The 17,185-nt window shown below is 66.7% G+C and carries 16 protein-coding genes; 11 read left to right on the top strand and 5 right to left on the bottom strand.

What is annotated here, in order from left to right; genetic code table 11:
* The 5 genes from J5M67_RS06480 to J5M67_RS06500 all read left to right on the top strand — a co-directional run.
* Nucleotides 1–373 (top strand): hypothetical protein (locus tag J5M67_RS06480; RefSeq protein ID WP_207884501.1); only part of this gene is annotated, 373 nt, incomplete at its 5' end.
* Nucleotides 374–471: 98 nt separating this feature from the next.
* Nucleotides 472–2,874, top strand: a complete 2,403-nt coding sequence (locus J5M67_RS06485) for a heavy metal translocating P-type ATPase (protein ID WP_207884502.1) — start codon at nucleotides 472–474, stop codon at nucleotides 2,872–2,874.
* 46 nt (nucleotides 2,875–2,920) lie between these two features.
* Nucleotides 2,921–3,322, top strand: a complete 402-nt coding sequence (cueR, locus tag J5M67_RS06490) for a Cu(I)-responsive transcriptional regulator (RefSeq protein ID WP_037013783.1) — start codon at nucleotides 2,921–2,923, stop codon at nucleotides 3,320–3,322.
* 92 nt (nucleotides 3,323–3,414) lie between these two features.
* Nucleotides 3,415–3,669 carry a type II toxin-antitoxin system HicA family toxin gene (locus J5M67_RS06495; RefSeq protein WP_207884503.1) on the top strand — a complete coding sequence of 85 codons (255 nt, stop codon included), beginning with the start codon at nucleotides 3,415–3,417 and terminating at the stop codon, nucleotides 3,667–3,669.
* The gene (locus J5M67_RS06500; RefSeq protein ID WP_207884504.1) at nucleotides 3,666–3,992 is read left to right on the top strand and encodes a type II toxin-antitoxin system HicB family antitoxin; all 327 of its coding nucleotides are present in this window, start codon (nucleotides 3,666–3,668) and stop codon (nucleotides 3,990–3,992) included. The genes J5M67_RS06495 and J5M67_RS06500 overlap by 4 nt, the downstream gene beginning before the upstream one ends.
* Before the next feature lie 98 nt (nucleotides 3,993–4,090).
* Here J5M67_RS06500 and J5M67_RS06505 read toward each other — a convergent pair whose 3' ends face one another.
* The 5 genes from J5M67_RS06505 to J5M67_RS06525 form a co-directional block, all read right to left on the bottom strand.
* Entirely contained in the window at nucleotides 4,091–4,981 is an 891-nt protein-coding gene (locus tag J5M67_RS06505) for an EamA family transporter (RefSeq protein ID WP_207884505.1), read from the bottom strand.
* Between the two features lie 227 nt (nucleotides 4,982–5,208).
* On the bottom strand, nucleotides 5,209–5,760 hold the full coding sequence (locus J5M67_RS06510; protein WP_207884736.1) for a nucleotidyltransferase family protein: 552 nt from the start codon (nucleotides 5,758–5,760) through the stop codon (nucleotides 5,209–5,211).
* A gap of 5 nt (nucleotides 5,761–5,765) precedes the next feature.
* Nucleotides 5,766–6,662 carry a PA4780 family RIO1-like protein kinase gene (locus tag J5M67_RS06515; protein ID WP_207884506.1) on the bottom strand — a complete coding sequence of 299 codons (897 nt, stop codon included), beginning with the start codon at nucleotides 6,660–6,662 and terminating at the stop codon, nucleotides 5,766–5,768.
* Nucleotides 6,663–6,735: 73 nt separating this feature from the next.
* Nucleotides 6,736–7,917, bottom strand: a complete 1,182-nt coding sequence (locus tag J5M67_RS06520) for a two-component system response regulator (RefSeq protein ID WP_207884507.1) — start codon at nucleotides 7,915–7,917, stop codon at nucleotides 6,736–6,738.
* Nucleotides 7,918–7,982: 65 nt separating this feature from the next.
* Complete coding sequence (locus J5M67_RS06525) at nucleotides 7,983–10,325, bottom strand: transporter substrate-binding domain-containing protein (protein ID WP_207884508.1); 2,343 nt, start codon at nucleotides 10,323–10,325, stop codon at nucleotides 7,983–7,985.
* A 124-nt stretch (nucleotides 10,326–10,449) separates the two neighbouring features.
* On the opposite strand from J5M67_RS06525, the gene ada reads away from it, so the two are divergent.
* The 6 genes from ada (at nucleotide 10,450) to ggt (ending at nucleotide 17,147) form a co-directional block, all read left to right on the top strand.
* Nucleotides 10,450–11,511, top strand: coding sequence for a bifunctional DNA-binding transcriptional regulator/O6-methylguanine-DNA methyltransferase Ada (ada, locus tag J5M67_RS06530; RefSeq protein ID WP_207884509.1), 1,062 nt, complete (start codon nucleotides 10,450–10,452; stop codon nucleotides 11,509–11,511).
* A 384-nt stretch (nucleotides 11,512–11,895) separates the two neighbouring features.
* On the top strand, nucleotides 11,896–12,804 hold the full coding sequence (locus J5M67_RS06535; RefSeq protein WP_207884510.1) for a glutamate/aspartate ABC transporter substrate-binding protein: 909 nt from the start codon (nucleotides 11,896–11,898) through the stop codon (nucleotides 12,802–12,804).
* A gap of 187 nt (nucleotides 12,805–12,991) precedes the next feature.
* The gene (locus tag J5M67_RS06540; RefSeq protein WP_207884511.1) at nucleotides 12,992–13,738 is read left to right on the top strand and encodes an amino acid ABC transporter permease; all 747 of its coding nucleotides are present in this window, start codon (nucleotides 12,992–12,994) and stop codon (nucleotides 13,736–13,738) included.
* Nucleotides 13,735–14,403, top strand: coding sequence for an amino acid ABC transporter permease (locus J5M67_RS06545; protein ID WP_207884512.1), 669 nt, complete (start codon nucleotides 13,735–13,737; stop codon nucleotides 14,401–14,403). The genes J5M67_RS06540 and J5M67_RS06545 overlap by 4 nt, the downstream gene beginning before the upstream one ends.
* Nucleotides 14,400–15,134 carry an amino acid ABC transporter ATP-binding protein gene (locus J5M67_RS06550; RefSeq protein ID WP_207884513.1) on the top strand — a complete coding sequence of 245 codons (735 nt, stop codon included), beginning with the start codon at nucleotides 14,400–14,402 and terminating at the stop codon, nucleotides 15,132–15,134. Before J5M67_RS06545 ends, J5M67_RS06550 begins: the two co-directional genes overlap by 4 nt.
* A 339-nt stretch (nucleotides 15,135–15,473) precedes the next feature.
* On the top strand, nucleotides 15,474–17,147 hold the full coding sequence (ggt, locus tag J5M67_RS06555) for a gamma-glutamyltransferase (RefSeq protein ID WP_207884514.1): 1,674 nt from the start codon (nucleotides 15,474–15,476) through the stop codon (nucleotides 17,145–17,147).
* The last annotated feature ends 38 nt before the right edge of the window (nucleotides 17,148–17,185 follow it).

Genomic DNA, 17,185 nt, shown 5'->3' on the forward strand with positions numbered 1-17,185 from the left:
TGCCCACCAGGCATGTTCCATCAGCGCGGTAGCCGCGCCCAGTGCCTGGCCGATTCCCGACGCCCAGCCGGTGGCCTACGCCGTACTGATCGTCAGCCGCGAACGCCTGGACACCGGCACCGCCTGCGACATCGACCTCTATGTGCAGGACCAGAAGGTCTCGCGCCTGCAGCCCGAAGGCGAGGTCGCCCTCAACCTGCCGCCGGGCGAAACCTCCCTGCGCATCGAAACCGCCAACTCCGGCCTCTGCCACGGCGGCATCGAGCCCCTGCGCGCGCAGTCGGTGGTGCTGCGTGCCGGCGAGGTGCGCAAGTTCCGCATCGCCAACAGCGAGAGCGGCCTGTACCTGATGCCGGTTTCCAGCGGCAGTTGAGCGCGATGGCTTGACCTGCGACAAGGGACCGCGGCGCAGGGGTTGACCTTGCCCTTGTGTCAAGGTTGATCCTGTTGGGGAACCTCAGGGAGAGCCCCATGAACAGCGCAACCCCCATCGAACTCGACCTTCCCGTCTCCGGGATGACCTGCGCCAGCTGCGCCGGCCGCGTGGAACGCGCCCTGCGCAAGGTGCCCGGCGTACAGCAGGCCAGCGTCAACCTCGCCAGCGAGCAGGCGCGCATCCAGCTGGACGGCCCGTCCAACGGCGACACCCTGCCGGCCCTGGTCGCCGCCGTCGAACAGGCCGGTTATGCCGTGCCCGCGCACAGCCTGGAGCTGGCCATCGACGGCATGACCTGCGCCAGCTGCGTCGGCCGTGTCGAACGCGCCCTGCGCAAGGTGTCCGGCGTGCGGGAGGTGAGCGTAAACCTCGCCAGCGAACGCGCCCATCTCGACCTGCTCGGCGCGGTGGACACCGCCGACCTGCTCGCCGCCGTCGACAAGGCCGGCTACAAGGCCCGCCCGATCGAATCCGAGCAGCCCGGCGTCGACCCGCAGGTCGCACGCCTGGCCCGCGAGCGCTGGTGGCTGGCCACATCCATCGCCCTGTCGCTGCCGCTGGTGCTGCCGATGATCGGCGACGGGTTCGGCCTGCACTGGATGCTGCCGGCCTGGGTGCAGTTCCTGCTCGCCACCCCGGTGCAATTCCTCATCGGTGCGCGCTTCTACGTTTCCGCCTTCAAGGCCGTGCGCGCCGGCAGCGGCAACATGGACCTGCTGGTCGCCCTCGGCACCAGCGCCGGCTACGGCCTGAGCCTGTACCTCTGGTACGCCGCCGCGCCAGGACAGATGCCGCACCTGTACTTCGAAGCGAGCGCCGTGGTGATCACCCTGATCCTGCTCGGCAAGTACCTGGAAAGCCGCGCCAAGCGCCAGACCGCCGCGGCCATCAGGGCGCTGGAAGCCTTGCGCCCGGAGCGCGCCACCCGTGTGCGCAACGGCGTGGAAGAGGACGTCACCATCGCCGAACTGCGCCTGGGCGACGAAGTGCTGGTGCGCCCCGGCGAACGCTTCCCGGTGGACGGCGAAGTGCTGAACGGCCAGAGCCATGCCGACGAAGCCCTGATCACCGGCGAGAGCGTGCCGGTGGCCAAGGGCGTGGGCGATGCCGTGACCGGCGGCGCCATCAATGGCGAAGGTGTGCTGCGGGTGAAAACCACGGCGCTGGGTGGCGAGACCGTACTGGCGCGGATCATCCGCCTGGTGGAAGACGCCCAGGCCGCCAAGGCGCCGATCCAGAAGCTGGTGGACAAGGTCAGCAACGTGTTCGTCCCGGTGGTGATCGGCATCGCACTGGTCACCCTGGTCGGCTGGCTGCTCGCCGGCGCCGGCTGGGAACACGCGCTGATCAACGCCGTGGCGGTGCTGGTGATCGCCTGTCCGTGCGCCCTGGGCCTCGCCACCCCCACCGCGATCATGGCCGGTACCGGCGTGGCGGCCAAACACGGCATCCTGATCAAGGACGCCGAGGCGCTGGAAGTCGCCCATGGGGTGACCGCCGTGGCCTTCGACAAGACCGGCACCCTGACCTCCGGCCAGCCGCGCATCACCAACCTCGCGGCCAACGACGAGGCCCAGGCCCTCGCCCTGGCCGGCGCCCTGCAACGCGGCAGCGAACACCCGCTGGCCAAGGCCGTGCTGGATGCCTGCGCCGAGCGCGGGCTCGCCCCGACCGCCGCCGACGCCATCCAGGCCCTGGCCGGGCGCGGCATCCAGGGCCGCGTGGACGGCCGCCTGCTGGCCCTGGGCAACCGTCGCTTGCTGGACGAACTGCAACTGCCACCCGGCGAACTGGCAGACTCCGCCAAGCACTGGGAGTCCGAGGGTCGCACCCTGTCCTGGCTGATCGAGCGCGAGCCGCAGGCCCGCGTGGTCGCCCTGTTCGCCTTCGGCGACAGCCTCAAGGACGGCGCCAGGCCGGCCATCGACGCCCTGCGCCAGCGCGGCATCGCCAGCCACCTGATCACCGGCGACAACCGTGGCAGCGCCAAGGTCGTCGCCGACGCCCTGGGCCTGGACGACGTGCACGCCGAAGTGCTGCCCGGCGACAAGGCCGCCGTGGTCGGCGCGCTGCGCCAGGAAGGGAAAGTCGTGGCCATGGTTGGCGACGGCATCAACGACGCCCCGGCGCTGGCCGCGGCGGACGTGGGCATCGCCATGGGCGGTGGCACCGACGTGGCCATGCACGCCGCCGGCATCACCCTGATGCGCGGCGACCCGAGGCTGGTCCCGGCGGCGCTGGACATCTCCCGGCGCACCTACGCGAAAATCCGCCAGAACCTGTTCTGGGCCTTCATCTATAACCTGGTGGGCATCCCTCTGGCCGCCTTCGGCCTGCTCAACCCCATGGTCGCCGGCGCGGCGATGGCCGCCTCCAGCGTCAGCGTGGTGAGCAACGCCCTGCTGCTCAAGCGTTGGAAGCCCCAGGACCACCAGTAAGACTCACGCCCCGCGCCAGCGGGGCGTTCGCTCAAGAGGAATCGGCATGAACATCGGCGAAGCGGCGAAGAAGAGCGGCCTGACCGCGAAGATGATCCGCTACTACGAATCCACCGGCCTGCTCGCCCCCGCCGGCCGCAGCGCCAGCGGCTATCGGCACTACAGCGAACAGGACCTGCACACCCTGGCCTTCATCCGCCGTTCGCGGGACTTCGGCTTCTCCCTGGAGGAAGTCGGCCAACTTCTCGCCCTCTGGCAGGACCGCCAGCGCGCCAGCGCCGACGTGAAGGCCCTGGCCGCCCGGCACATCGACGAACTCAACCGCAAGATCGCCGAACTCAGCAGCCTGCGCGACACCCTGCAGGAACTGAGCGACCACTGCCAGGGCGACCACCGGCCGGACTGCCCGATCCTCAAGGACCTGGAGTCGGGGAATTGCTGTCATTGAGGAATATTCGGGCGGTGTTCGGCGCCGTCTCCGACATCTGGCTCGCGGCATGGATTGGTAGCATAATCTGATACCAACAACCGGAGCGCAGGATGAATGCCCGGCAACGCAGGACGCTGGAGCTGATTTTCTCCCTCCCCGTCCCGGCTTCACTGGAGTGGTTGCGCATCGAGTCACTGCTGATTGCCCTCGGCGCGCAAGTAATCGAAGGCAATGGCTCCCGGGTGCGTTTCGAGTTGAGGGGTGTTATCGCCACCTTCCACCGTCCGCACCCGGCCAAGGAAGCCAAGCCCTACCAGGTGCGCGATGCCCGCGCCTTGCTCGAACAGGCAGGAATCCACCCATGACCCCCATGAAATACCAAGGCTACGCCGCCCGCATCGAGTACAGCGATGACGACGGACTGTTCATCGGCCATGTCGCCGGCATCCGCGATGTGATCGGCTTCCATGGGGAGTCGGTCAGCGAATTGCGCGAAGCGTTCGAAGAAGCGGTGGACGATTACCTGGCCACCTGCGAAAAGCTCGGCCGCGAGCCGCAACGCCCCTTCTCCGGCAAGCTCAGCCTGCGCCTCGACCCGCAACTGCATGCGCAGGTGGCGATCAAGGCGGAGCTGAGCAACCAGAGCATCAACCAGTGGGTGGTGGACCGCCTCGGCGAGGCGGTCTGACGCCGTATGCTCTTCGTAGGAGCGAGCTTGCTCGCGAACAGCCTTGCCCCCTGAGTCAGCCGATGTTCGCGAGCAAGCTCGCTCCTACAGATATCGCTTCAGCCTTGTGCGCTAGCCACCGCGCGGCGGCGCCAGATCGACGCCGGCAGGACGGTCACAGCCAGGCCGACGAAGACCAGCACGCAGGCCATCCAGTCCTGGGTGGTCAGCGCTTCACCCAGGAACAGCCAGCCCGACAGCAGCCCGGACACCGGCACGGCGAGGGCGAACGGCGTGACCTGGCTGGCCGGGTAGCGGCGCAGCAGGAAGCTCCACAGGCCGAAGCCGACGGTGGTGGCGAGGAAGGCGATGTAGAGCAGCGCACCCGCCCCGCCCCAACTGATGTTCTGCACGGCATGCTCGATCGCCTCAGGACCTTCGAAGATCCACGACAGCACCAGCAACGGCAGCGGCGGGATCAGGCTGACCCAGCTGATCAGGCGCAGCATGTCGCTGGCGCCGGAGCGCTTGGTGGCGATATTGGAGAAGGCCCAGGCCAGCGCCGCGGCGATCACCAGCAGGAAGGCCACCAGACTGTCGCCCAACGGGCGCTCCAGGCCGATCAGCAGCAGCCCGCCGGCGGCGAGCGCCAGGCCCAGCAGTGCACGTGCGGTCGGGCGCTCGCCGAGGAAGGCGGCGGCGATCAGCACGGTGAAGAACACCTGGCTCTGCAGCACCAGCGACGACAGGCCCGCCGGCATTCCCAGGTGCATGCCGACGAACAGCAGGCCGAACTTCACGACGCCCAGCAGCAGGCCGATCTGCACAATGCGCCAGAACGGTGCCGGCAGCGGGCCGCGCAGGAAGATCAGCGGCAACGCCGCCAGGGCGAAGCGCAGGGCGCAGAACAACAGCGGCGGGAAGTCGTGCAGGCCGACCTTGATCACAACGAAGTTGATACCCCAGATGAGGGTGACCAGCAGGGCGAGCAGGATATGGCGCAGGGGCATGGCGAGAAGCTCGGAGTGGGATGAGGCAACGCTACCAGCCCGGACACGCGCTGTATGGATACAGTTGCTGCCGTACAGTTGCGTAGGGCGTACAACCGTTCGCGGTTGTACGCCGATACGCCGCGCATCATCGCCGCTCCAGGGCTGAACCCGGCGTGCCCTGACACCAGGGTCAAACGGCGTATAACGTCGAACGTTATACGCCCTACATCGGAGGGCTTTTGATCCTACAGGTGTTCGATCCGGAGCTTTGGCCAGCGCGCCAGCCAGTTCTTGGCAGCGAGGCGCTCGCGGTAGATTTCGGGCTTTGCGCGAAAGCGTTCGGTCGGCCGAACGCGCAGGTCCAGCAGATCGTCGATGCCCAGCGGCGCCAGCAACTCCAACCGCTCGCCCTGCAATCGCAGCGCCACCGCCGTGCACACTTCCGGCCAATGGCGCATCGCCTCGCCGCAGTCACGGTAGGGAGCATCGCCGTTGCGCAGGTGCATACGGGCCTGGTTGCGCACCGACCAGGGAACATCCGGGCAGGCATCCCACAGCCGGCGTTCCCACTCAAGGTCCGCCTCCGGGACCAGGCAATCGGCAGCGAAGTACAGGACGTCCACATCGCTCAGCGGCGTGCTTTCAGCGTGCCCATGCAGCACGTCCCACACCGCGTTGCGCACGAACCCCGCTGCGACCCAGGCGCCCGCGGGACCGAAGTCCCGCACGGCGCGCAGCAAGCGCATGCGCTCGGGCTGCGCGGCGATCAGGGCAAGGAGATCGGATTCTCCGCGCAGGGCGGTCAAGCCTGCTCCCATGGCGGGGGTGGCGGCTCGTCGCGGGTTTGCGGCGCATCCTGGGCGGCACGGCCGGCCTCGCGGCGCGCCTGCTCGCGCAGGGCGTCGGCGATCTCGCGCAGGACCGAGTCGACGTCCGCCTCGTCCTCGGGGTCGTCGAAATGGCCGGTCAACGGAGTGTCCGGCTGCAGCTTCCCTTCTTCGTAAAGCGCCCACATTTCCTTGGCGTAGTGGGTGTACTTGAGTTCCGGGGCGAAGCGGCCGAAATAGGCGGCCATGTTGCCCACGTCGCGCTCCAGCATGCGGAAGGCGTGGTTGTTGCCGGCAGCGTCCACCGCCTGGGGCAGGTCGATGATCACCGGGCCGTCCGGCCCTACCAGCACGTTGAACTCGGACAGGTCGCCATGCACCAGCCCGGCGCAGAGCATCATCACGATCTGGCGGATGAGGAAGGCGTGGAATTCCCGCGCCACCTCCGGCTCCATCTCCACGTCGTTCAGACGTGGCGCGGCGTCGCCGTCCTCGTCGGCGATCATCTCCATCAACAGCACGCCGTCGAGGAAATCGTAGGGTTTGGGCACCCGAACGCCGGCACTGGCCAGGCGGAACAGCGCGGCGACCTCGGCGTTCTGCCAGGCGTCCTCCTGTTCCTTGCGGCCGTACTTGGAACCCTTGGCCATGGCGCGCGCCTGGCGGCTGTTTCGCACCTTGCGGCCTTCCTGATACTCGGCGGCCTGGCGGAAGCTGCGCTTGTTGGCTTCCTTGTAGACCTTGGCGCAGCGCAGCTCGTCGCCGCAGCGCACCACATAGACCGCTGCTTCCTTGCCGCTCATCAGCGGTCGCAATACTTCGTCGATCAGTCCGTCTTCGATCAGCGGCTCAATGCGTTTCGGGGTCTTCATCGGGCTTCCTGGCATACCTCTCTACGGGCGCTGCGCACCTTATACGGCAATCCCCGTCGGCCGCCCAGCGCGATCAGGGGGCGGGCGGGGTCAGTTCAATGTTTTCGATCACCGCATCCTCCAGGCGCAGCAACTCCAGCCCCAGGGCCTCGTCACTGTCGGCATAGCGCAGGGCGATGCTGGCGAAGCCTTCGGCGGCCTCGCTGAAGGCTTCCACCATGCGCGGGTCGAACTGGCTGCCGGCGCCGGCCTTGATCCGCGCCGCCGCTTCGTCCGGCCCCAGCGAGGCGCGGTAGGCGTGGCGGCTGGTCATCTCGTCGTAGCAGTCGATCAGCGTCAGCATCCGCGCGGCCATCGGGATGCTCTCGCCGGCCAGGCCTTCCGGATAACCGCGGCCATCCCAGCGTTCGTGATGGCTGTGGGCGATCTCCTTGGCATAGCGCAGGAAATCGGCCGGATAGCCGAGCTTGCGCTCCGCCGCCGCCAGCGCGTCGCGGCCGACCGTGGTATGGCTCTGCATGATCTGCTGGTCGGCCTCATCGAGCTGGCCGGGGTGGTGCAGGATACGGTCGGGCACCGCCACCTTGCCGATGTCGTGCAGTTGCGCTGAGCGCGACAGCAGCTCGATGTTCTCCACCGAGAGTTCGCTGGAGAACTCGTTGCGCAGCGCCAGGGTGCTGCCCAGCAGGCGCATGTAATGCTCGATGCGCACCAGGTGCTGGCTGTGGGCGTTGTCGCGCAGGTCGCAGAGGGTCGCCATGGCTTCCAGCGTGGCATCCTGGATGGCCTGCAGCTCGCGGGCGCGGCGGCGCACCTCCAGCTCCAGGTACTCGCTCTTGTCGCGCAGGAAGTCGGCGTTGGCTTTGAGGTTGAGGTGCGCGCGGATGCGCGCCAGGGTAACCGGCGGGCTGATCGGCTTGGTGATGTAGTCCACCGCGCCCAGGTCCAGGCCCTTCTGCTCGTCCGAGGCGTTGACCATGCCGGTGAGGAAGATCACCGGGATGTCGCGCGTGGCGGGGTCGGCCTTGAGTTGCCGGCAGACCTCGTAGCCGTCCATCTCCGGCATCATGATGTCGAGCAGCACCAGGTCCGGGCGCGGATCGCTCTGCATCAGGCGCAGCGCCTTGGCGCCGCTGCCGGCGACACGCACCTGATAGCGGTCCATGAGCAGCTCGCTCATCAGCATCAGATTGTCCGGCTGGTCATCCACCACCAGGATCAGTTCCTGTTCCGGCCGGTCGAGCATGCTATCCATTGCGTTCCCCTTATTGATCAGACTGCCACGCGGCGCCAGATCGGACCTTTCATCCGCGCCGGCGTTCAGATCCTGATATCGCGATCCCGGGCGAGATTCACCAGGTTTTCCAGGGCGCGCTCGAACTCGAAGCGCCTGACGTTCGTCGCGATGCCCTCGTACCCCTCATTGAAGACGCTGCGCAGCAGGCTTGCACGCTCGCCCAGCAAACGCCCGGCGCGTGGGTCATCGGCAGCCAGCAATTGCGCCAGGCGCCGGCACACGCGCTCGACCTCCACGCCCTCGGTGGGCGCGACCGGTACGTGCGACACCTCCGTGGCCGCAGGCTCGGGCGGCGGTAGCGCGGCCTGGCTGATGCTGTCCAGGTTCAACTCCTGCGCATCGTCCACCCGCCCCATCGGCAGGCGGCACCAGAACAGGCTGCCCTTCCCCGCCTCGCTTTCCACCCCGACGCTGCCGCCCATCGCCTCGGCCAGCCGCTTGCAGATCGCCAATCCCAGGCCGGAGCCGCCGTAGCGCCGGGTGATCGAGCTGTCGGCCTGGCGGAACGATTCGAACAGGCGCTCCTGCTGCGCCGGGGAGATGCCGATGCCGGTGTCGCGCAGGCCGAAGTACAGCTGCAGGCTGTCCTCGTCGTCCTGCTCCAGTTCGACGATCAGCGCCACTTCGCCACGCTCGGTGAACTTCAACGCGTTGTTGGCGTAGTTCATCAGGATCTGCCGCAGGCGCAGCGAATCGCCCACCACTTTGGCCGGCACGCGCGGATCGATCTCGCAGCGCACCGCCAGGCCCTTGCTCGCCGCGCGGATGCTGAGCAGGTCGAACAGCTCGCCGAGCATGCGCTCCAGGTCGAAATCGATGTGCTCGAACTCCAGCTTGCCGGCCTCCACCCGCGACAGGTCGAGGATGTCGCTGATCAGTTCCAGCAGGTACTGGCCCGAGCCCTGGATCTTGCCCAGGTAATCCAGCTGCTGCTGGTCCAGGGTCGTCTCCTGCAGCAGGTGCGCCAGGCCGATGATGATGTTCAGTGGCGTGCGGATTTCATGGCTCATGTTGGCGAGGAAGTCGCTCTTGAGCTGCGCGGCGTCCTCGGCGAGGTCACGGGCCTGGGCCAGCGCCACCTCGGTGGACTTGCGCGCGGTGACGTCGCGGCTCACGCCCACCAGCCCCAGGACGCGCCCCTGGTCATCCTGGAAGGCGCTGCGCAGGGTATCGAACAGCACCTGCCGGCCGTCCGGATAGATCACCCAGCCTTCGCTGGCATAGGGTTCCCTGCCGGCCAGCGCCTGGTGATCGCGTTCGTGCCGGCTGGCGCTGGCATTGCGGCTGAACAGTTGGCGGTCGCTGCGCCCGACGATCTCGTCCGGCTGGCGTCCGAGGCAATCGGCGAACGCCTGGTTGACCCCCAGGTAGCGGCCCTGGGTGTCCTTGAACCAGATCGGATCGGGAATCGCGTTGATCAGTGCCGCCAGTGTGCTGCGCTGGCGGCGCTCCTCGGCTTCGGCACGGGCGCGCTCGGCGACCTGGATCGACAGGCGCCGGTTCCACACCAGAACGAAGGCCAGCAGCGCCAGCACGCCCACCACCCAGGGCCAGGCGATCTGCAGCAGGTGCATCCAGTCGAACATGCCCAGCGTCGGCAGCCAGCGGGCCTGGATATCCTCCTGTTCGGTGCTCGAGATGCTGCCCAGGGCACGGTCGAGCAGCGGCACCAACGGGTCCAGTTCCTTGCGCACGGCAAAGCGCACCTGGCTGTTGCCCAGGCCGCTGTCGCCGCGCACCTCCAGATTGGTCAGGTTCAACTGCTCGACCAGGTAGGTGGAGGTGATCAGGTTGCCCACATAGGCATCGGCCTTGCCGGTGGAAACCGCCTTCAGGGCGCCGTTGGAGTCGTCGCTGATCACGAAGACGATGCCGGGCACGGCCATCTCCAGCAACTCCTGCACGGCGTAGCCCTGCTCCACCGCCACCCGCCGTCCGGACAGGTCGTCGAGCGTGCGGATGGTGCTGTCGCGGCGGGCGAAGATCAGGCTGCTGGTCAACAGGTACGGCTGGGTGAAGCTCAGGAAGCGCTTGCGCTCCTCAGTCATCGCCACCGACGGCACCATATCCACTTCACCGGCGTGCACCGCGGCCAGCACGTCCTCCCAGGTGTTGTAGATGACAGGCCGGACCTTCATGCCCAGGCGTTCGGAGATCAGCTGCAGATAATCGGCGCTGATACCGTGGAACTGGTCGAACTCGTCAATCACCTCGAATGGCGGCCAGCCGGCACGGAACAGTCCGACGCGGATCGGTTCATGGGCACTGATGAAGGCCCGTTCCTGATCGTTCAGCGCCAGGCTATCGGCATGCGCCGGAGCGTACAGCGTGACGAGCAGCAGGCAGCAGAAGCAGAATCGAAGCAAGGCAAGGTTCTCTGAAGGCGGACACCGGCAAGCGTAGTCCGCAGTTTGAAAACGCGATGCGGATTGCCCGCACGCGGCGCGGGACAGACAATTTCCCCAACGCCGAATTCCATGGAGACTCGCCATGATGAGCATCGACCTGAATCCCGAGCGCTGCTGGCAGGCCGTCTGCGAGCGGGATGCGCGCTTCGAGGGGCGCTTCGTCTTCAGCGTGCGCTCCACTGGCGTCTACTGCCGCCCCAACTGCCCGGCCCGCCGCCCTTCGCGCGGCAACGTGGCCTTTCATGAGGACCCGGCCGCCGCCGAGGCCGCCGGCTTCCGCCCGTGCAAGCGCTGCTCGCCCAACGGCCCGAGCCCCCGCGAACAACTGGACGCACTGGTCGCCGCAGCCTGTGAGCTGCTCGACCGCGCGGAAAAACCACCGACCCTCGACGAGCTGGCTGGCCGTATCGGCCTTTCCGCCTCGCACCTGGCCCGCGCCTTCAAGGCCCGCACCGGCCTGACCCCGCGTGCCTGGGCCGAGTCCCGGCGCGAACAGCGCCTGGCCGCCGCCCTGCCGCAGGCGCGTTCCGTGCTGGATGCCGCCCTTGAGGCCGGCTACTCCGGCACCCGCGCCCTCTACGAAAGCGCCACCCCGCTGACCCCGGCACAGCGCCGGCAGAAGGGCGCCGGTGAGCGTCTGCGCTATGTCATTGCGCCCTGCCCGCTGGGCTGGATGCTGCTGGCTGCGACCGACAAGGGCATCTGCGCCCTGCTCTTCGCCGATGATGCCGCCGAGCTGGAGCAGCAGCTCGCCGAACGCTTCGGCGCCGCCGAGCGCGTGCGCGACGACGCGGGGCTGGGCGACTGGCTGCAACAGGTGCTGGCACAGTTGGCCGAGCCCGAACAGGCCGCCCACCTGCCGCTGGACCTGCACGGCAGCGCCTTCCAGCTGCGCGTCTGGCGCGCCCTCACGCGCATTCCCAGTGGCGAGACGCGGCGCTACGGCGAGCTGGCCGAACAGCTGGGCAGCCATCCGCGCGCCATCGCCCGCGCCTGCGCCAGCAACAGCATCGGCCTGCTGGTGCCCTGCCACCGGGTGGTCGGCAGCGCCGGCGAAGGCGGCTACCGCTGGGGACTGTCGCGCAAGCGCGAGCTGCTGCGCCGCGAAGGTCGGGCCGCCGCACCGATCAGCGACAACGACTGAAGGTTGCCGATTCCGCTGCCGCCGCCCCGCTCCGGCGGTAGCGGTATCCGGCGCAGCCGCATCCGGACCCAAGACCTTCCGCGACAGGAACGTCCCACCGCACCTGCTGTCATTTCCACTCAGGCAGCAGGCCGGCCAGGCGAGCTCCCCGCAGCCGCTCGTTCGGATTTCCGAACGCCAAATTGCCAAATATCCGGATTGCCGAACGGAGCACTCCGAAAAATGCCCGCCATTCACGACAAATACTCTTTATATTCAATAACTTAAAAACAAATCCAGAAGTTGGCACAGAGCCTGCTCCTGTCCATCCCGAGCATGCGGCATGGCTCCCCCATCGCCAGTCGCAGGACTGAATAACAAACACAACCAGTCGAGGTAGATTCCATGCGTTTCGCACCCCGTGCGTTGGGCGCCGCCATTGTCGCGGCCCTGCTCGCCACTCCCGTCGTCGCTGAAGAGCTCACCGGCACCCTGAAGAAGATCAAGGACTCCGGCACCGTCGTCCTCGGCCACCGTGACGCCTCCATCCCCTTCTCCTACCTCGCCACCGATCCGCGCCAGCCGGTCGGCTACTCCCACGACCTGCAACTGAAGGTCGTCGACGCCCTGAAGAAAGAGCTGAACATGCCCGATCTGAAGGTGCGCTATAACCTGGTCACCTCCCAGACCCGTATCCCGCTGGTGCAGAACGGCACCGTGGACATCGAGTGCGGCTCCACCACCAACAACCTGGAGCGCCAGAAGCAGGTCGACTTCTCCGTCGGCATCTTCGAAGTGGGCACCCGCCTGCTGACCAAGACCACCTCGGGCGTCAACGACTTCTCCGACCTGAACGGCAAGAACGTGGTGACCACCGCCGGCACTACCTCCGAGCGCCTGCTCAAGCAGATGAACGCCGAGAAGAAGATGGGCATGAACATCATCTCGGCCAAGGACCATGGCGAGTCCTTCCTGATGCTCGAATCCGGCCGCGCCGTGGCCTTCATGATGGACGACGCGCTGCTCTATGGCGAAATGGCCAAGGCCAAGAACCCGGCCGACTGGCACGTGGTCGGCAAGCCGCAGTCCTACGAGATCTACGCGTGCATGGTTCGCAAGGGCGACGCGCCGTTCAAGCAGGTGGTCGACAAGGCCATCGCCGACACCTTCGCCTCGGGTGAGGTGAACAATATCTACGACCAGTGGTTCATGAAGCCGATTCCGCCGAAGAACCTGAACCTCAACTTCCCGATGAGTGATGAGCTCAAGAAGCTGATCGCCAATCCGACCGACAAGTCTGCCGAGCAGATGTAACGGTCGCGCGCGGCTCCGCCCACAAGGCGGCACCACGCGGGGGACCGGGAGCGCACGCCACGCGCTCCCGAGCCCACTCCTCCTGATGACGATACCGGAACACCCGCTACCCGCGGGTGGCGGGACGCTGCATGCCCGCTTCCGGCTTCGAACACCGTGAAATGTCTTACCCGAGGGGAAACCCGTCATGGATTACAACTGGGACTGGGGCGTGTTCTTCAAGTCCACCGGGATCGGCGATGAGCGCTACCTGGACTGGTACATCACCGGCCTGGGCTGGACCATCGCCGTCTCGCTCGCGGCCTGGGTCATCGCCCTGGCGCTCGGCTCGCTGCTGGGGGTGATGCGCACCCTGCCCAACCGCTGGCTGTCGGGCATCGCCACCGCCTACGTGGAGCTGTTCCGCAACGTGCCGCTGCTGGTGCAGCTGTTCATCTGGTACTTCCTGGTGCCGGACTACCTGCCGCAGCCGATCCAGGACTGGTTCAAGCTGGGCATCGCCCCGGAAACCTCGGCCTTCATCAGCGTCGTCGTGTGCCTGGGCCTGTTCACCGCCGCGCGGGTCTGCGAACAGGTGCGCACCGGCATCCAGGCGCTGCCCAAGGGCCAGCTCGCCGCCGCCAGCGCCATGGGCTTCCGCCTGCCGGCGATCTACCGCCACGTGCTGCTGCCGCAAGCCTTCCGGATCATCATTCCGCCGCTCACCTCCGAGTTCCTCAACGTCTTCAAGAACTCTTCGGTGGCCTCGCTGATCGGCCTCATGGAGCTGCTGGCGCAGACCAAGCAGACCGCCGAGTTCAGCGCCAACCTGTTCGAGGCCTTCACCCTGGCCACGCTGATCTACTTCACCCTGAACATGAGCCTGATGCTGTCCATGCGCATGGTCGAGAAGAAGGTCGCGGTACCGGGCCTGATTTCCGTGGGAGGTAAATGATGGACTTCAGTCAGATCGTCCCCGCCCTCCCCGGCCTGTGGGAAGGCATGCTCACCACCTTCCAGCTGATGATCCTGGGCGTGCTCGGCGGCGTGGTGCTGGGCACACTCCTCGCGCTGATGCGCCTGTCCAACAGCAAGCTGCTGTCGAACATCGCCGGCTTCTACGTGAACTACTTCCGCTCGATCCCGCTGCTGCTGGTGATCACCTGGTTCTACTTCGCGGTGCCCTTCATCCTGCGCTGGATCACCGGCCAGGACACCCCGGTGGGCGCGTTCACCTCGTGCCTGGTGGCCTTCATGATGTTCGAGGCGGCCTACTACTGCGAGATCGTCCGCGCCGGCATCCAGGCCATCCCGAAGGGCCAGATCGGCGCGTCCTACGCCCTGGGCATGACCTACGGCCAGGCCATGCGCCTGATCATCCTGCCCCAGGCGTTCCGCAAGATGACCCCGCTGCTGCTGCAGCAGAGCATCATCCTGTTCCAGGACACTTCGCTCGTGTACTCGGTGGGCCTGATGGACTTCCTCAACGCCGCCCGCTCCCGTGGCGACATCATCGGCCAGCCCCATGAGTTCCTGATCTTCGCCGGTCTCGTCTACTTCGTCATCAGCTTCGCCGCGTCCTTCGGCGTGAAGCGCCTGCAGAAAAGGTTAACCGTATGATCTCCATCGATAACGTCAGCAAATGGTATGGCGACTTCCAGGTTCTCACCGACTGCAACACCCAGGTCGCCAAGGGCGAAGTGGTGGTGGTCTGCGGTCCGTCCGGCTCGGGCAAGTCGACCCTGATCAAGTGCGTCAACGCGCTGGAGCCCTTCCAGAAGGGCGACATCACCGTCGACGGCACCTCCATCGCCAATCCGAAGACCGACCTGCCGAAACTGCGCTCGCGCGTCGGCATGGTGTTCCAGCACTTCGAGCTGTTCCCGCACCTGTCGATCACCGAGAACCTGACCATCGCCCAGCGCAAGGTCCTGGGCCGGAGCAAGGAAGAGGCGATGGACAAGGGCATGAAGCTGCTCGACCGCGTCGGCCTCAAGGCCCACGCCCACAAGCACCCCGGCCAGCTCTCCGGCGGCCAGCAGCAGCGCGTGGCCATCGCCCGCGCGCTGGCCATGGACCCGATCGTGATGCTGTTCGACGAACCGACCTCGGCGCTCGACCCGGAGATGGTCAACGAGGTGCTCGACGTGATGGTCCAGCTCGCCCAGGAAGGCATGACCATGATGTGTGTGACCCACGAGATGGGCTTCGCGCGCAAGGTCGCCGACCGGGTGATCTTCATGGACCGCGGACAGATCGTCGAAGACTGCCCGAAGGAGGAATTCTTCGGCGACCTGAAGAACCGTGCCGAACGCACCCAGCAGTTCCTGGCCAAGATCCTGCCGCACTAGAGGGTCTGATGACGTCTCGACGCGGCCGCGACGGCGCCGCATTTTGCGCAGGGCAAGGCGCGAGGAGAGTGGTTTGGTCATTCCAAATGAACGACGAGTAACGCAGCACTGCGCAAAATGCGGCCCGTCCCTTCGGGTTGCGCGGCAAATCACGCCATGCGTCGTTGCAGGACTTGCCAAGGGAATGACCATTGCCTGCGTCCCGCGCCTAGCCTGGCGTGATTTGTCGCGGCAACGCGGCTCGTGGCGAGACGACATCAGACCCTCCCCCCCGGTGCGCCCTGGCACGCCGGGGCGCCCCAACCTCACCTGAAACACAACAATAAATAAGGAAGGTCCATGCGCTTGTTCGACTTCACGAAACTCCCCCTGGGCGTCGCGATCCTCGCCGCCAGTTCCTCGGTCTTCGCCGCCACCCTCGACGGCGGCGCGGTAGCCGCGCCGGACCAGTACGGCGCCAAGGTCGCCGCCGAGATCCTGAAGAAGGGCGGCAACGCCGTCGACGCCGCGGTCGCCACCGCCTTCACCCTCGCGGTCACCTACCCCGAAGCCGGCAACATCGGCGGCGGCGGCTTCATGACCCTGTACATCGACGGCAAGCCGTACTTCCTCGACTACCGCGAGATCGCGCCCAAGGCCGCGACCAAGACCATGTACCTGAACGACAAGGGCGAGGTGATCGAGAACCTCAGCCTGGTGGGCACCAAGGCCGCCGGCGTGCCGGGTACCGTGATGGGCCTGTGGGAAGCCCACAAGCGCTTCGGCAAGCTGAAGTGGAGCGAGCTGCTGACCCCGGCCATCGGCTACGCCAAGACTGGCTTCAAGGTCGCCGACCAGCAGTACCAGTACCGCCAGGACGCCATCGCGCTGTTCAACGGCAAGACCAACTTCGGTGACTACTTCGGCACCATGAAGCCGGGCCAGACCTTCAAGCAGCCGGAACTGGCCAAGACCCTGGAACGCATCGCCGACAAGGGCCCGGACGACTTCTACAAGGGCGAGACCGCCAAGCTGCTGGTCGCCCAGATGAAGCACGACGGCGGCCTGATCACCCAGGAAGACCTCTCCGGCTACGAAGCCAAGTGGCGCGAGCCGATGCGCATCGACTGGCAGGGCAACACCCTGTACACCGCGCCGCTGCCGAGCTCCGGCGGCATCGCCCTGGCCCAGCTGATCGGCATCAAGGAACAACGCGCCGCCGACTTCAAGGGCGTGGAACTGAACTCCGCCAAGTACATCCACCTGCTCGCGGAAATCGAGAAGCGCGTGTTCGCCGACCGCGCCGACTACCTGGGCGACCCGGACTTCTCCAAGGTGCCGGTGGCCCAGCTGACCGACCCGGCGTACATCACCAAGCGCGCCACCGAGGTCAACCCGAACGCCATCTCGCCCACCGAAAAGGTCCGTCCGGGCCTGGAACCGCACCAGACCACGCACTTCTCCATCGTCGACAAGGACGGCAACGCCGTCAGCAACACCTACACCCTGAACTGGGACTTCGGCAGCGGCGTGGTGGTCAAGGGCGCCGGCTTCCTGCTCAACGACGAGATGGATGACTTCAGCGCCAAGCCGGGCGTGGCCAACGCCTTCGGCGTGGTCGGCAGCGATGCCAACGCCATCGAACCGGGCAAGCGCATGCTCTCCTCCATGAGCCCAAGCATCGTCACCCGCGACGGCAAGGTCAGCCTGGTGCTGGGCACCCCCGGCGGCTCGCGGATCTTCACCTCGATCTTCCAGGTGCTGAACAACGTCTACGACTACCACCTGCCCCTGGAGAAGGCCGTTGCCGCGCAGCGCGTGCATCACCAACTGCTGCCGAAAGACACCATCTACTACGACGCCTACGCCCCGCTCACCGGCAAGGTCGCCGACGAGCTGAAGGCCATGGGTTACAAGCTGGAAGACCAGGGCTGGAACATGGGTGACATCCAGGCCATCCGTGTCGACGGCAAGGCCCTGGAAACCGCCTCCGATCCGCGCGGCCGCGGCATCGGCCTGGTCGTCAAACCCTAACCTCCGGAACGCGCAGCATGTGGTATCCGAGCCAGTCC

The sequence above is a fragment of the Pseudomonas sp. 30_B genome (assembly GCF_017491605.1).
Lineage (GTDB): Bacteria > Pseudomonadota > Gammaproteobacteria > Pseudomonadales > Pseudomonadaceae > Pseudomonas.

Bases quoted from the DNA above. Each gene is read 5' to 3' on its own strand.
- J5M67_RS06495 (WP_207884503.1), top strand. From the start codon at position 3,415: ATGAATGCCCGGCAACGCAGGACGCTGGAGCTGATTTTCTCCCTCCCC.
- ggt (WP_207884514.1), top strand. From the start codon at position 15,474: ATGCGCTTGTTCGACTTCACGAAACTCCCCCTGGGCGTCGCGATCCTC.
- J5M67_RS06535 (WP_207884510.1), top strand. From the start codon at position 11,896: ATGCGTTTCGCACCCCGTGCGTTGGGCGCCGCCATTGTCGCGGCCCTG.
- J5M67_RS06540 (WP_207884511.1), top strand. From the start codon at position 12,992: ATGGATTACAACTGGGACTGGGGCGTGTTCTTCAAGTCCACCGGGATC.
- J5M67_RS06515 (WP_207884506.1), bottom strand. From the start codon at position 6,662: ATGAAGACCCCGAAACGCATTGAGCCGCTGATCGAAGACGGACTGATC.
- J5M67_RS06500 (WP_207884504.1), top strand. From the start codon at position 3,666: ATGACCCCCATGAAATACCAAGGCTACGCCGCCCGCATCGAGTACAGC.
- J5M67_RS06520 (WP_207884507.1), bottom strand. From the start codon at position 7,917: ATGGATAGCATGCTCGACCGGCCGGAACAGGAACTGATCCTGGTGGTG.
- J5M67_RS06545 (WP_207884512.1), top strand. From the start codon at position 13,735: ATGATGGACTTCAGTCAGATCGTCCCCGCCCTCCCCGGCCTGTGGGAA.
- J5M67_RS06550 (WP_207884513.1), top strand. From the start codon at position 14,400: ATGATCTCCATCGATAACGTCAGCAAATGGTATGGCGACTTCCAGGTT.
- J5M67_RS06485 (WP_207884502.1), top strand. From the start codon at position 472: ATGAACAGCGCAACCCCCATCGAACTCGACCTTCCCGTCTCCGGGATG.
- ada (WP_207884509.1), top strand. From the start codon at position 10,450: ATGATGAGCATCGACCTGAATCCCGAGCGCTGCTGGCAGGCCGTCTGC.
- J5M67_RS06505 (WP_207884505.1), bottom strand. From the start codon at position 4,981: ATGCCCCTGCGCCATATCCTGCTCGCCCTGCTGGTCACCCTCATCTGG.
- cueR (WP_037013783.1), top strand. From the start codon at position 2,921: ATGAACATCGGCGAAGCGGCGAAGAAGAGCGGCCTGACCGCGAAGATG.